Below are 15103 nucleotides of genomic sequence, written 5' to 3' on the forward strand. Positions count from 1 at the left end.
ACAAGGATGTTTTATGACAGATTATACCAATCTACAGCTATCGATCGATGGTCATACCGCAACATTGACGTTGAACAATCCACCTGCACATACGTGGACGATGGATAGTCTGCATGCGCTTAAGCAGCTCATCACAGATCTCAATGCCAATGACGATGTTTACGCATTAATCGTGCATGGAGATGGTGAAAAATTCTTCTCGGCTGGTGCAGATTTAAACAATTTTTCAGATGGTGATAAAGGCCGTGCGATAAGTATGGCGATTGCATTTGGTGAGGCGTTCGAAGCCCTGTCTGCCTATCGTGGTGTCAGTATCGCCGTCATCAACGGCTATGCGATGGGCGGTGGACTGGAGTGTGCGCTCGCGTGTGATATCCGTATCGCAGAAGCGCACGCCCAGATGGCACTGCCAGAGACAGGTGTGGGATTACTGCCCTGTGCAGGCGGTACGCAAAACCTACCTTGGCTAGTGGGTGAAGGTTGGGCCAAGCGCATGATACTGTGCGGTGAGCGCGTTGATGCAGAGACCGCATTGCGTATCGGTCTGGTTGAAGAGGTCACGGCAAAAGGTGAAGGTTTGCAAGCCGCTCAAGATTTGGCAAAAAAAGTCGCTAAGCAATCACCCGTCGCCGTCAGTTATTCTAAAGCGCTGATTCAAGCGGCTAGAGACACGCCACCTGCACAAAATCTTATTCATGAGCGTGAAGCTTTCGTTAAGCTATTTGACACAATGGATCAGCGTGAAGGGGTGCAAGCCTTTTTAGAAAAGCGTCAACCCAATTGGCAAAACAAATAAGCATTGCTTAAAATGCTTGGGTCATAACACTCATGACATTATTTAACTTTTTAACTTTGTAGGTCACTTTTATGACAGCAGCTACCGACGACACCCAAAACTCTTCGAACAATACCGAGCAAGAGGCATCTGTATTGTTCAATACTGAACCAACAGATTGCGGACATCTAATCGGGATAATGACACTTAATACCCCAAAATCGCTTAATGCGCTCAGTGTTGATATGTGTCAACTGCTAGCAGCGCAGTTAGAGGAGTGGCAAGCGGATGACCAAGTAGTGGCGATTGTGTTAAAAGGTGCAGGCGATAAGGCCTTTTGTGCAGGCGGTGATATTCGTAAGCTCTATGACAGTATGTCTACTAGTGCGCCGATACCAAACCCTTATGCCACTGAGTTTTTCAGTCACGAGTATCGTCTATATCGTCAAATGCACTTTTACTCAAAACCATTAATACTTTGGGGTGATGGCATTATCATGGGCGGCGGTATGGGGCTGATGGCAGGATGCAGTCATCGTATTGTCACTGAGCGCACACGTTTTGCTATGCCTGAGATTACCATTGGCTTATTTCCTGATGCCTCAGGCAGTTGGTTTTTGCAGCGAATGCCCGCCAAAACAGGTTTGTTCTTAGGCTTGACTGGCGCGATGTGTAACGCCAATGACGCGCTGTTGGCCAACCTAGCAGAGTATGCTGTTGCAAGTCATGATTATGATGCTGTCATACAACGTCTTAAGCAGAGCGACTGGCAAACGCTCGATAGTGCCAGTAGTTCAAACAAGTTCCATCATAATAGTGCGCATAGTATCGTCGGCCGTGCACTTGCTGAGCTGCCAGTAGCCGAGTTGTCTGATAGTAAGCTTGCGACCTACTGGCAGCCTATCCAAAAATTGATGAACAGTGGCGGTTTGGCAGATATCGATGCATTGCTACAAAGTGATGAAGCGCTAGTACAGTTAAATAAAGACTTTTCAGAAGACAGTTGGACTCAGCGAGCAGTTGCAACCTATCGTCATGGTTGCCCAGTGACAGCAGCGTTAACCTACGCGCTGTATCACAAAGTCGCTGATTTGTCGATAGAACAAGTTTTATATTTAGAAGCCAACGTGGCGGTACATTGTGCAGCCAATCCTGATTTCAAAGAAGGTGTGCGTGCATTATTGATTGATAAAGATAAAGATCCGCAGTGGTCGCGCTCGTTGGCAGACTGCGTAAGTGTAGAAGGCCAAGCGTATATCGATAAGCACTTTGCCAATCCTTATCCAAAAGGTGAGCACCCTCTAGAAGATTGGTTGGGTGAGGAAGCTTTGGGCAGTCAGTATGTGCGCTAATTATCTACTAACAAATATTGTCAAATAGTATGTAGCAATGGCTACATCATAAATCATCAAGGAGTGATGAGATGGGTACAAAAGATACAGTGATGATGGATAATAACTCTAAACCAAATATTGCCTTTATTGGGCTTGGTAATATGGGTGCGCCTATGGCAGAAAACTTATTAAAGGCAGGATATACACTTTCTGTCTTTGATTTGTCTGATGCAGCAACCCAGCGCCTAGAAAAAGCAGGTGCTCGCGTGGCACAGAGTCCTAAAGATGCGGCGAGCAATGCTCAAGTTGTCATTAGTATGCTGCCGGCGGGTCAGCATGTGCACTCTGTGTATCTGGGCGATAGTGGCGCTAATGGTCTGCTGGCAGAATTACCAAAAGGCACGCTTGTGATTGATAGTAGTACAATAGCGGCTGCTGATGCTAGGACAGTGGCAGACGCTGCAAGCCATCTTGGCATCGACTTTTTGGATGCCCCCGTGTCTGGCGGGACAGGCGGGGCGATTGCTGGTAGCTTGACCTTTATTATTGGTGGTGATGACGACGCTTTTGCCAAAGCTGAGCCGATACTCGCTGTAATGGGGAAAAATATTTTTCATGCAGGCGAACATGGTGCAGGACAAGTTGCGAAGATTTGCAACAACATGCTGTTAGGTATCCTAATGGCAGGCACGGCAGAGGCGATTAATTTAGGGGTGAAGAACGGTCTAGATCCCAAAGTATTATCAGATATTATGCTACAAAGCTCAGGCCGTAACTGGACGTTAGAGGTCTATAACCCTTATCCGCAAGTTATGGAAAACGTTCCCTCTAGCAATGGCTACCAAGGTGGCTTTATGAGTAAGCTGATGCAAAAAGATCTCAATCTTGCTATGCAAACGGCAAAGGATACTCATGTAGACACGCCAATGGGTGCCAAGGCAACAGAGTTATATGCCACGCATACGCTTGAGAACGGTGATAAAGACTTCTCTAGTATTATGGGCCGTCATGATGCCTCGGTATTGTTTTAGAATTACCTTAGAAATAACGACTCATATACTCAATCACTCTTACTATCGTGAATAGTGAGGACTGATTAAAGAGGGCTTGTTAGATGAAAAAAGGTTCATGCTACATTTATAGCATGAACCTTTTTTTATTTGATCATAGTAATGAATGAGCAATGACTCTATTAGCTTTGTAAGTCATACACGAGAGCTTGAATATCTTGCGCTGCTTGCTGTAGTCGAGGTACATGAGTCAGTAATTCGTCGAGCGATACGCGTATCGTTGGTGCATGCAGGTACAATGAGGCCAGATAGCGCGACTTTTTATCTAATATAGGCACCGCCACCCCCACCATTTCAGAGATAAACTCCTCGTTATCAATACCAATGCCAGTGGTAGCGATACGGTCGAGCTCGGCATTCAAAGCATCAATATCAGTGATGGTGTTTTTGGTGAATTTGTCTAATGGTAAACCCTGCAATATTTTATTGCGACTGGTGGTAGACAGTTGGCTCAAATACAATTTACCAGTTGCCGTACACCACATGGGCGACTTTGCACCTACTGGGAGGTATATCTGCAATGGTAAGGTCGTTTGTGCGCGGTTGGTATAAATCATATTCATATGATAAGGAACACCGATACCGCAAGTTTCTTTGAGCTCATCAACTAGTTTTTGCAAAATCATCTGGCGCTCATTAAAGAATAAGCGCTGCTGCCAAAGCTCAACGCTCAGATTGCGAACCCGTTTACCAGGAACAATACCGCCACCGATATCAACGGTCAAAAAACCATCGTCGACCAAATTCTGAATTAAACGGTGTATGGTCGGTTTAGGAATATCCAACTCTTGCGATAGCTCAAGTGGAGAGAGAGGTTTAGAAGCATATGACACGGCTTCTATGATCTCTAACACACGGGTGATCGAGGATACTTTAGGCATATAAAGGGCTCAGTAGTAGTAAAAGGGGGGAGGCTGACAAGACTATAATGTTTTCGACGAGACTATAATGTTTTCATAACGAAGACAAATAGTAATAAATCTGCATTCCCACAATAGATCTATCTCTATGTCTAATTTAGCACAATATCAAGCTGAGACAAGGCTTGGTGACACTATATAAGAACATTTGTACTGTTAGCTTCCATATTTACAATTTTTTCTAAGCGAAACAGTAGATACCTCAACTCACACATTGCAACATTCTGTAGTAATAAGCTATATAACTGCTGTTGAGTTGAGTGGTTTACTCAGACATTATGATGAAACATTTTGTAATACCCTCACATGAACATTAAGCGGACCAGTATTCATGTCTACACTGATTAATTGCTTTGAGAGAGTTTTGTAACAGGAATTCAAAGTTTTGCAGGTTGGTGTAGCAATTATTACAGTAACTATGCAATCTTTACATAACGGCAAATAAAAAGCGCATCCATGGGGGTGACTTTTTGAGTCAAAATTGTTTTAATCTCTTCAACAAAATGGTGGTTTAAAAAAGAGCAAAATTATCATTTTTTACGGGCGAGTTACTTTACACTTTAGGAGAATAATTATGAAACTTATTAAACTTACAGCAATCTCTGCTGCTGTTCTAGCATCAACTGCTGCATTAGCAGCTGATCCGGTTATCGTTGTTGATAACAACGATGCGGTAGTATACGAAGCTGAACCAGTGGCTGTTGCCTACCAAGCAGAACCTGCTTACACATATAACTCTGATGCTGGTATCGTACGCAACACTACTGGTGCTGTAGTTGGTGGTACTAAAACTTTCTTCCAAACAGCTGTTAACCCAGCATCTGTTAGTGCTGAAGTTGGTACTCTAGGTTATGGTGCTAACATCGGTTGGTCACTTAACGAGAAAACTGAACTACAAGCTGGTTGGGCAGGTGGCGACGCTGCTGAGCTTTTCGGCGGTGATTTTGATGCAAACGATGTAAACTATGATGTTGACACTGACTTTAGCAACCCATATCTAGGCGTGCAATTGCGTCCTACTGGTAACTGGTTCACGATGGGTGCTGGTATCATCGTTCCTGATAACGAAATCACAGCGACTGCTAATGCTAAAGATGCAGGCGATAATGGCTACTATCCAGTTGACGGCGCTCGTTACTTCGTAGGTACGCCTGATGCTGATCAAATTGATATAGAGCGTGGCGATATTACAGAAGTTGGTGGCGTGCAAGCTGATCTTGAGCATCGTAACAAGCTAGCTCCTTACTTAACTATTGGTTTCCGCCCTAACATCACTAACAACTTCGGTGTATTTGGCGAGCTAGGTGCTGCGTATCTTGGTAAGACAACAGCAACTGTTAATGCTAACGGTGCTAACGGTGCACTTGCTGAAGATCAAATCAAGAAAGAATTAGAAGACGAGAATTATCTTGAGTGGATGCCAATCGTTAAACTTGGTGCAACTTACCGTTTCTAATCTAATCACAGTGTAAATACTGTTATTAGAACAAAAAAAACGACCCTTTTTAGGGTCGTTTTTTTATGTCTAGAAGAAAGCGAAGATAATAACTGCGAGAGCATTGCCAGATATGATCAAAAAACGACGACTGTTTGATCTGCTTGCAATACTGCAATTTGGTGATTGGATTGATCGTTAGTATGACTGACAGTAATAAAGTCTTTATTCATATCATCAGTCAAGGCAGGAATGACATCAGAGTAATCTATACCTAAACCTTGTGCCAAAGTGTACTGATGGATCTTGATAAAGCTTTCTTTGATTTGCCATAGTAACTTTGCAATATAATCACGCTGATTTTTTGGTAATGTCTGTAAGATAGTAACTTCATTATCTGAGTAAAAACGCTTGACGATATGCCAAGCAACATCATTGCGCTCGATATCGATGCCAGCAGGGCGACGACGACTGATGACCGCTGCTATTTTGCTGTATGAAATAGCAGGGATATTTTGATGAGATTTTTTATTGAATTTGTCTTTGTTATGAGCGGCTGTATGGCTAAAACAGACGTAATACTTGCTTTTGCTAAGGCGATAGGGGAAGCTCGACTCATCTAAGGTATCGTTGATTTCTAGCTTATTGAGTAGCGCTTGTAGTAACTGTCTTACACCTTGGCGCTGCTGTTGACGTTGCCTATGAGCAATACTACGTTTTGATATTGGTTTTTGTACTGCATGATAATGCCATTTGAAATGACGAAGCTCAGTAAAGACTATATGTGATGATGGATATACTGATAACCAGTATGAGTCGTTCCACAAGTTGCTCATTCCTACAGGACTGGATAAATCACTTACTTGAGCAGTCACGCACCAAGTTTCATGGTCGAGTTGAGTAAGTTGGACGTTAGTGATATTTAGTACTGGTATTATCATGAGTGGTCATTAATATTTTTAATTGAAAACGAAGTTTTTTTAGAAATGTAAATAATATGTTTAAAACTAGGTATCTTACATTTGAGTTTGAAATATTTATATCTTACTTAGCTCAATAGAATATAAAAAGCCCAGTAATATAACATTACTGGGCTTTTTTAAAGCAAATGATTTTTAATGACGCTTAGTAAGACAGCTCAGCACGGCGGTTTTGTGCATAAGCATCTTCGGTGTTGCCAGCCGCTGCAGGACGTTCTTCACCATAGCTAATGACACGGATGTTGTTGGCGGCGACACCCTGAGCAGCAAGATAATTACGTGCTGCTTGGGCGCGGCGCTCACCGAGTGCCATATTGTATTCACGGCTACCGCGCTCATCAGTATGACCTGCGATAACGACACCAGCTGCTGGGTTTGAGTTTAATAGGCTCACGTGCTGGTTAAGAACGCTCGCCGCTTGCGCAGTGATTTCGCTGCTATCAAAACCAAAATAGACAACCGCTTGTAAGTTTTCAGCACCAGTAATGACAGCGGCTGAGTTATCAACGATGACGGCACCATTATAGCCAACTTGACCACCTGGAATGCCTAGCGGCGCGACCACAACTTCTGAGGTAGCACGTTTAGTCGCACAACCTGTAGTGAGTGCAACGGCGCTTGATAGTACAGCTAAAACAGCGATCTTAGAAAAACTGATTGACATGACGAGCTCCTAAAATTTTAATTAAATTTATTTTTTAAACTGCTTACGATAAAACTCAGGCAATCTTTAGCCATCATATACTAACTGTTAATTTATGTAAGTATTTTTACTGTAAATAACGATAGATATGTGACGTATCACCAGCGGTATTTGCCCCAGTTTTCAGGATTGGCCCAGTAATCAGCATTGAGCCAATTCGGTAGCTGTTTATAATCATATAAATTGAACTGCCAAAGCGCCGCTGATACAGTGGAAGACGTGATGGATTCAATATCACTAATATCTAAAGATGGCTCGCTTAAGATATCAAATGGCGTAAACCCATAAGGTTTCAAATCAATGGAACTATCAAGCGCAACCAGCAAGTGTGCTGCATAAAGATCACGATAACGCATGAGGGCAGGGATGTATTGATGTAACAGCTCTTGTGAGAGGGTGGGTAGCCAAAAGCAAGCAAGTTCGTATCGTTCAAGCACATGCTGTTTAGCAAGCTCTGATAAAGTGGAGACGTGCCATGCTTCAGCTGATACGTTATTATCATCTTTAACATTCGTATCTTTAATATGTGTAGTTTTCTTGAGCTGTGTTTGCAGAGTTGATAATTCTGTTTTGTCGTGTGCTACCCATAACAGCTGAGTAGTGTCATCAGTCTGTCTAGTCATCGTTTGTGCTTGTTTATCAAGTGAGCTATCAAGCGAAGGCATGAGAGCATCAACATACTCTATCAGTAGAGGTAACGTGATCTTTGAGTATTTGGCAGTGTGTGTTGTCATATAATAAGCCGTTTATGAAAGGTGAGTTATTAGTGCGCCTATTAAATCATTTTCATCGGCATTATCCAATTGATAACGTGAGCCAATTGTTGATTTAATCATTCATATAGAGGCTAACCAACACACATGAATGTATACGAGGAAATGTATATGAAGGATAAACTCAGTTATCTCGATGCCCATACTTGAAATATAAGGATTTAGGTCAATCTACCTATAAGCAGGAAACCATATATAACATGCGCCCGTTGTGACTTTCATTGTGACTTTGAGCGCCATAAACGTTGCTATCAAGACGAAAGCTATAATGCGAATAGCAAAACAATAACACTCATAACATATCATCAATAATAATAGGAAATTACCATGTCTACTGCTGAAACCGATGCTCAGATCATCAACCCTGAAATGCCAGATGTACCCCCACATGCACCAAGTAAAATTAATCTAAAGGATTACCAAAAACCAAGTTTTGATGTGGAAACGGTCCATTTGGACATCAAGCTGTTTGAAGATTATGCTCAGGTAAATAGTACGCTTAAGATGGTACGCCAAACCACAGGGGATATTGTCTTATTTGGCGAATCGTTAGAGCTGCTGTCTATTATCATGAATGATAAAGCGTTAACATCTGAGCACTACCAGCAAGAAGATGGCAAGCTAACGATTTATGAAGCACCTGATGAGGTTACCTTAGACATTCAGGTACGTATCTGCCCGCAAACTAACACCGCGCTTGAAGGTCTATACATGGCAGGTAGTGGTGACGACACGATGTTTGTGACTCAGTGCGAACCAGAGGGTTTCCGTAAGATTACTTTTTATCCTGATCGCCCTGATGTACTCGCGATATTTACCACTCGACTGGAAGCCGATAAGCGCTATCCGACGTTATTGGCTAACGGTAATTTAGTTGAAGCAGGCGAGGTTGCTGATGCGCCAGAGCGTCATTATGCGATTTGGCAGGATCCAACCAACAAGCCGAGTTATTTATTTGCCTGTGTTATTGCTGATTTGGATGTGTTGACAGACTCTTATACGACCAGCGAAGGTCGGGACGTATTACTTGAGGTGTATGCAAAATCTGCCGATATCGATAAATGTGATGTTGGTATGCAAGCCTTAAAAGACGCCATGAGATGGGATGAGGTCAATTACGGCCGAGCCTATGATTTAGATCGCTATATGATTGTGGCGGTCAGTCAGTTCAATATGGGCGCAATGGAGAATAAGGGTCTTAATATCTTTAACACCGCTTGTGTGTTATCTAGCCCTGAGACCACTACTGATGCGCGCAGTTTTAGCGTAAAAGCCATTATTGCTCACGAGTATTTTCACAACTGGACGGGTAACCGTATCACGTGCCGTGACTGGTTTCAGCTGTGTTTGAAAGAAGGTTTTACGGTTTACCGTGATCAGTCGTTTTCAGCAGATCAGCAATCAAGTGCGGTACAGCGTATTGATGATGTGGCGACACTACGCGCGCATCAATTTGCAGAGGATGCAGGCCCATTAGCACATCCAGTACGCCCAGAGAGCTTCGTTGAGATTAATAACTTTTATACTACAACCGTCTATGAGAAAGGCGCTGAAATCGTACGAATGATTGCGAACACATTAGGGCCGGATGATTTTCGCAAAGGAACAGACGAGTATTTCCGTCGTTATGATGGACAAGCGGTAACGGTAGAAGACTTTTTATCAGCCCTTAGCATCACTGATGACAAAATCGAGGACTTTATCGACTGGTATCGCCAACCAGGTACGCCAGTGGTATCGGGCTCTCAAACTTATGATAGTGCAGCGCAGACATTAACGATTACTTTGAATCAGCAAACACGTCATGTGAAAGGCTTTGATGCACCAAAACCGTTGCCGATACCTGTAGCAACCGCACTGTTTGATAAAGACTCAGGCGCTATCGTCGCTGAGCGTATGTTATTGCTTGACGAGGCGACGCAAACGTTTGTGTTTGAAAATGTCGCAAGTGAGCCTGTTGTGTCTTTACTGCGTGATTTTAGTGCGCCAGTACAGCTCAACTATGATTACCAAGATGCAGACTTAGCATTTTTGCTCAAGCATGAAACCAATGGGTTTAACCGCTGGCAAGTCACCCAAATGCTGGTCAACCGTATTTTACTGCAAAGCCAAGGTGCGAAGAGCAGTCCTGATGTGTATTTAGAAGCCTTGGCACAGACGTTGCCCGTTTTAGCAGCTGATGATGCGATGCTGGCCGCACGATTACTTGATATTCCATCAGCGCAAGAGCTGGCTTCTGCTATTCCTCAAGACTACGATCCGGTGCTAGTGAAAGAGCAGCGCGATGGACTATATCAGCAAGTAGCAGATAAATTAAAAGATCAATGGGCTACGTTATACAATGATCTGCCAATGCAGTCGTATGAAGACAGCGCTGAGGCACGAGGCATTCGTGCGCTGCGTAATGTGGTGCTTGATATGGCACTGACTGCTAACGTCGAAGCTGCAGCCGACTGGGCACAACAGCAATATGATAATGCTAGCTGTATGACAGAGCGTTTTGGTGCGCTGAAGGCGATGGTTAACCATCAGCTGCCAAAAGCCAATGATTATTTGACCGATTTCTATAAGCGCTTCCAAGCAAACGATCTGGTGATTGATTTGTGGTTCAGTGTGCAAGCCGCCGCTGATGATGTGACACCTGATGTGATCAAGTCGTTAATTGCGCATACCGATTTTGATTGGAATACCCCTAATCGTGTCCGTTCAGTTATCGGCGCCTTTAGCTCACAACCAACAGTACTATGGACAGCAGAGGGTCTGAAGATGTATACAGACGTGATTAAAAAACTCGATGATGCCAACCCTGTATTGGCGTCGCGACTGCTACAAGTGCTGGCACGCTGGAATACCTTGGCTGAACCACGTCGTCAAATGGCGCATGAGCAGCTAACAGACTTGCGCAAGAACGTTGCATCCAAGCATGTGCTTGAAAGTTTAGAGAGTGTATTAGGTGCTGCAAATAGCTGATTGATAATAGCTAGGAAATAATTTAGCTGTAGTATTAACTTTAAAATAAAGCCAACCTCAAACTAGAGTTGGCTTTATTTAATTGAGCGTATAGCATTAATGATCATTAAGAATTAAGCTGCTCAAGAAAATGTTTTTCTTAAAATTCTCCCAATAAAAAGCCCCTTTCGTGTCAGTACGAAAAGGGCTTTTTAGTTTTTGCTTGACGATATACTATCGTTAATGGCTATTAGCGGTTTGGTAGCACATCTTTTACCATATCACGCAAGCCGCGCAATGCGGTGACAGTGCTATCCCAGTCTAGACAGCCATCAGTGATAGATTTACCGTACTCAAGCTGACTTAAATCAGCGGTTAGTTTTTGATTGCCGCCTTTTAGGTGACTCTCAATCATCATGCCAATGATTGATTTATTACCATTTTGAATTTGCTCAGCGACGTTTTGGATAACCATAGGCTGCAAGTAAGGGTCTTTACCTGAGTTGGCATGGCTTGAGTCAATCATGATTTTGCCATTGGTTTTGCCTTTTGCCAGTTCGTTCTCAACTTGAGCAACTGCCGTTTCATCGTAGTTAGGCTTGCCATTACCACCGCGAAGTACCACGTGTGCGTAAGGGTTGCCTTTCGATTTGATGATAGAGACTTTGCCATCTGAGGATAGACCTAGGAAGCTATGCCCTTCTTTAACGGCTTGCATCGCATTGACAGCAACCGTCATACCGCCGTCAGTACCGTTTTTGAAGCCAACTGGGCAAGATAAGCCTGAGCTCATTTCACGGTGTGTTTGGCTTTCGGTGGTACGGGCGCCAATTGCTGACCAGCTGATCAAATCCTGCATGTACTGCGGCGTGTTTGGATCAAGGGCTTCAGTCGCACAAGGCAAGCCTTTTTCATTGAGATCAAGCAGTAGCTTGCGCGCCGTACGCAAGCCCTTTTCGATATCAAAGCTGTCATTCATGTCAGGGTCATTAATCATACCCTTCCAACCGACCGTGGTACGAGGTTTTTCAAAATAAACACGCATGACGACAAATACGCTGTCTTCGATCTCTTTTGCCAATACGGCTAAGCGATCGGCATACTCATGGGCCGCTTTAATATCGTGGATAGAGCAGGGTCCAATGACCACAAACAGACGCTTGTCTTTACCGTCCAAGATATTTTGGATCGTTTGGCGACCGTTTAGTACGGTTTTGTATGCATCGTCTGACAGAGGTAGCTCAGCTTTTAGCTCAGCGGGAGTAATCAAAGGAATAAATTTTTCAATATTCACGTCGTCAATGTCTGCATTATGGGTAACTGATGTTGTCATGGTTATATATCGTCTAGCTGATTTATAGGAATATTCATTATGCGGACAAAAGTGTTGGTTGACAAGGGTAGTCCGGTAGTTAATTGACTGATAACTGGAATGAGGAAACTAAAACTTAGTTATACTTACACATGATTAAGGTTATATTTGAATTCGCAAATGCACGTTTGGTATTTCGTTTTTCTGTCTATTAATAAGGATGAATTAAGTGCTGGATGCTCAACGATCAGATTTTATGCGTGAATTTAGCTATTTGTATCATCGTCACGTATGATAGCGACCGCGATGGCTTTATGATTGCGCACTAAAACGATTGCACACTAACACATGAATGCCAAAAAATAGACACAGATAAAATGTGTATGTCATCAACCTCTATCATTGACTGACTGTGTTATATTTTACAACAACGATTTATTTTATTTGTATATCTTCAATATTGAGAGCTTGTCATGACAGATTCTGCTACGTCTCATCCACATACTGATTCCATCAGCCAAACAGAGACGGATTTTAATAAACCTAAAGCGACTGCCACGCCGCTAGTGATAGCCATTGTCGCAGGTGAAGTGTCAGGTGACAGTTTAGGCGCAGATTTTATGCAACAGATGAATAATCTGCGTGATGACATCGTTTGGGTAGGCGTGGGCGGCACTAAGATGCAAGCGCAAGGATTGCAAAGCATTTTTCCATTAGAGCGTTTGGCAGTGATGGGTCTGGTTGAAGTCATGGCGCAGCTACCAGATTTGCTCAAAGCACGCCGCGAGCTATTGAGTGCGTTTAAGACAGCCAATATCGATTGGTTTATTGGTATCGATGCACCTGATTTTAACCTACGGGTCGCTAAAAAACTCAAGCCACAAGGCGTGTTCTGTGTGCAATATGTCAGTCCTTCTATTTGGGCATGGCGTGAGTCGCGTATCCATAATATTAAAGCGGCGACCCATTTGGTATTGTGCCTATTCCCATTTGAGCTACCGGTTTATGAGCGTCATAATCATCCGGCGATCTGTGTGGGGCATCCGTTGCTACGAACCATTGATCAAGCATTGATAGACTCGCCAATCAATCAGCGCCGTAGCGAGCTGGTCTGGCACAATGATGGTTTACAGCAGTTTTTTATTGAACGGTTTGATGATGTCAGCCAGCTTATCTGCGTGATGCCCGGCTCTCGGCGTGGTGAGATTACCGCTATCTTGCCATTGATGCTTGACGGCATTCAAAAGCTCATATTATTAGACCCAAAACTGTGTTTTATCATTCCAACGGTTGATCAAAATCACCAATATATTGTGCAAGAAGTCATTGATCAATGCTCAGAGCAGCTGCGGGCAGCTATTGTCGTCGTTTATGATGATACTCAGCCAGAGTTTAGTCAGCATGCGATGGCAGCGTCAGATATCGTGATGCTAGCTTCTGGGACAGCAACATTGGAGGCAATGCTGCTTGAGCGTCCGATGGTGGTGGTTTATCAATTGAATCAGATCACTTATCAGATTGCCAAACGTCTGGTAAAAGTGCCTTATGTGGCACTGCCTAACATTTTGGCTAATGCGCCGATTGTGCCTGAGCTTATTCAAGAGCAGGCAAGTGGGGATAATATTTGCCGTACGGTGATGCGTCTATTACAACCGCGTGCTTATGCTGAGCAATTAAAAGATCTATTAGCGACAAAGCACACGTTGCAGCAGCAAAGCAATCATGAGCCAGCGAATAGCGTGATTGAACAATATTTTATGAGCGATAGTAATGCCTCCAATCTTACCTAACCTAGAAAGACTTTCTAATATTATGCAAATTCAACCTAGCACAAAAAACCTAGCCCAGATAATTGACGTCAGTATTGATCATATTGATGTCAAAGGGCAGTATATTCAATTGGCGGCGCCTATACGCTTATATGGACAGTTGAATACCTCTAAGCTGTTTGCTCAATATGAGCGCGATGAAGCGCAACGCTTAGAACAGTCAATATTAAAAATTGGCGTTGATGAAGCAGGACGTGGACCGTTACTAGGTAGTGTCAATGTGGCCGCCGCGATATTGCCTGCGTCTTGGTCAGGATTGATTGAAGAACAACCACTCAAAGACACACCATTGTCGATACTGACAGACTCCAAAAAGCTGAGCGAAAAAAAGCGCGATCTTCTTTATCCATTGGTACAACAGCATGCAGTCAGTTATATCATCGCTGATGTACCCGCAGCTGTCATCGATCAAGTCAATATTTTGCAGGCTACCATGCTCGGTATGCGCTTGTGTACGGAGGCACTGCTAGATGCCGCTCTTACATGCTTGGTGACTAAAAACAATGAGAATACATTGCTTAAACAATTACAAACTGAAGTATTGTTTGATGGTAATCGCTGTCCTGATTTGAGCCATGCTACATTTCACGAATTGGGCATATCGCCATCTTCTGTTGATTGCCAAGCATGGGTGAAGGGTGATGCACGTCATACCAGTATCGCAGCGGCTAGTATATTGGCAAAGGTGAGCCGTGATGAGACCATGTATGCCCTTGACATGCAGTATCCAGAATACGGTATTGCCAAACATAAAGGCTATCCAACTCGCGCACATATGGAAGCCATTGAGAGACATGGTGTCTTATCAGCACATAGGCGCAGCTTTGCGCCAGTGAGAAAGGCATTAGAGAGCTAATTTTAAACGACAATATCTCGTCTAGAAATCGTCTAATGATAAAGATTTAATGTACCAGCAGAAAGAAGATATATACCTATGTTAACAAACAGGCAAATTTTCGGAAAAATAACGAGCGAAAATTTATAAAATGTAATGCAATATGTTGCTCTTGGTATAAAGTGCTG

General features: G+C 43.3%; 12 protein-coding genes. 7 read left to right on the forward strand and 5 right to left on the reverse strand.

The features are described 5' to 3' along the window. Window positions 1-13: 13 nt before the first annotated feature. The 3 genes from AC58CZ_RS04050 to mmsB all read left to right on the forward strand — a co-directional run bounded on the left by AC58CZ_RS04050 (window position 14) and on the right by mmsB (window position 3140). Window positions 14-796: an enoyl-CoA hydratase gene (locus tag AC58CZ_RS04050; RefSeq protein ID WP_071001713.1), complete on the forward strand. Its 783-nt coding sequence runs from the start codon at window positions 14-16 to the stop codon at window positions 794-796. A 71-nt stretch (window positions 797-867) separates the two neighbouring features. Next, window positions 868-2127 carry an enoyl-CoA hydratase/isomerase family protein gene (locus tag AC58CZ_RS04055; RefSeq protein WP_093069932.1) on the forward strand — a complete coding sequence of 420 codons (1260 nt, stop codon included), beginning with the start codon at window positions 868-870 and terminating at the stop codon, window positions 2125-2127. Between the two features lie 71 nt (window positions 2128-2198). After that, window positions 2199-3140, forward strand: coding sequence for a 3-hydroxyisobutyrate dehydrogenase (gene mmsB, locus AC58CZ_RS04060; RefSeq protein WP_071001711.1), 942 nt, complete (start codon window positions 2199-2201; stop codon window positions 3138-3140). A 161-nt stretch (window positions 3141-3301) separates the two neighbouring features. Here the strand turns inward: mmsB and AC58CZ_RS04065 are convergent, their stop codons facing one another. Beyond that, a complete protein-coding gene (locus AC58CZ_RS04065) occupies window positions 3302-4060 on the reverse strand; it encodes an IclR family transcriptional regulator (RefSeq protein WP_058025592.1) in 759 nt (252 codons plus the stop codon). Window positions 4061-4673: 613 nt separating this feature from the next. On the opposite strand from AC58CZ_RS04065, the gene AC58CZ_RS04070 reads away from it, so the two are divergent. Further along, window positions 4674-5555: a hypothetical protein gene (locus tag AC58CZ_RS04070; protein ID WP_494223389.1), complete on the forward strand. Its 882-nt coding sequence runs from the start codon at window positions 4674-4676 to the stop codon at window positions 5553-5555. 116 nt (window positions 5556-5671) lie between these two features. On the opposite strand, the gene AC58CZ_RS04075 is transcribed toward AC58CZ_RS04070, so the two are convergent. The 3 genes from AC58CZ_RS04075 to AC58CZ_RS04085 form a co-directional block, all read right to left on the reverse strand. Next, window positions 5672-6475 (reverse strand): 4'-phosphopantetheinyl transferase superfamily protein, encoded by an 804-nt coding sequence (locus tag AC58CZ_RS04075; RefSeq protein WP_494223388.1) that lies wholly within the window; start codon window positions 6473-6475, stop codon window positions 5672-5674. A 184-nt stretch (window positions 6476-6659) separates the two neighbouring features. Beyond that, window positions 6660-7178 carry a peptidoglycan-associated lipoprotein Pal gene (gene pal / locus AC58CZ_RS04080; RefSeq protein WP_494223387.1) on the reverse strand — a complete coding sequence of 173 codons (519 nt, stop codon included), beginning with the start codon at window positions 7176-7178 and terminating at the stop codon, window positions 6660-6662. Window positions 7179-7315: 137 nt separating this feature from the next. Beyond that, the gene (locus tag AC58CZ_RS04085; protein WP_289116375.1) at window positions 7316-7951 is read right to left on the reverse strand and encodes a DUF6231 family protein; all 636 of its coding nucleotides are present in this window, start codon (window positions 7949-7951) and stop codon (window positions 7316-7318) included. A gap of 408 nt (window positions 7952-8359) precedes the next feature. Between AC58CZ_RS04085 and pepN the strand changes: the two genes are divergently transcribed. After that, window positions 8360-10960: an aminopeptidase N gene (gene pepN, locus AC58CZ_RS04090; RefSeq protein ID WP_494223736.1), complete on the forward strand. Its 2601-nt coding sequence runs from the start codon at window positions 8360-8362 to the stop codon at window positions 10958-10960. Between the two features lie 229 nt (window positions 10961-11189). On the opposite strand, the gene AC58CZ_RS04095 is transcribed toward pepN, so the two are convergent. Continuing rightward, window positions 11190-12272 (reverse strand): 3-deoxy-7-phosphoheptulonate synthase, encoded by a 1083-nt coding sequence (locus AC58CZ_RS04095; protein WP_058025756.1) that lies wholly within the window; start codon window positions 12270-12272, stop codon window positions 11190-11192. 452 nt (window positions 12273-12724) lie between these two features. Between AC58CZ_RS04095 and lpxB the strand changes: the two genes are divergently transcribed. After that, window positions 12725-14041, forward strand: a complete 1317-nt coding sequence (lpxB, locus tag AC58CZ_RS04100) for a lipid-A-disaccharide synthase (RefSeq protein ID WP_494223386.1) — start codon at window positions 12725-12727, stop codon at window positions 14039-14041. 22 nt (window positions 14042-14063) lie between these two features. After that, complete coding sequence (rnhB, locus tag AC58CZ_RS04105) at window positions 14064-14936, forward strand: ribonuclease HII (RefSeq protein ID WP_494223385.1); 873 nt, start codon at window positions 14064-14066, stop codon at window positions 14934-14936. Window positions 14937-15103: the final 167 nt, after the last annotated feature.

Source organism: Psychrobacter sp. CR212 (assembly GCF_059693765.1).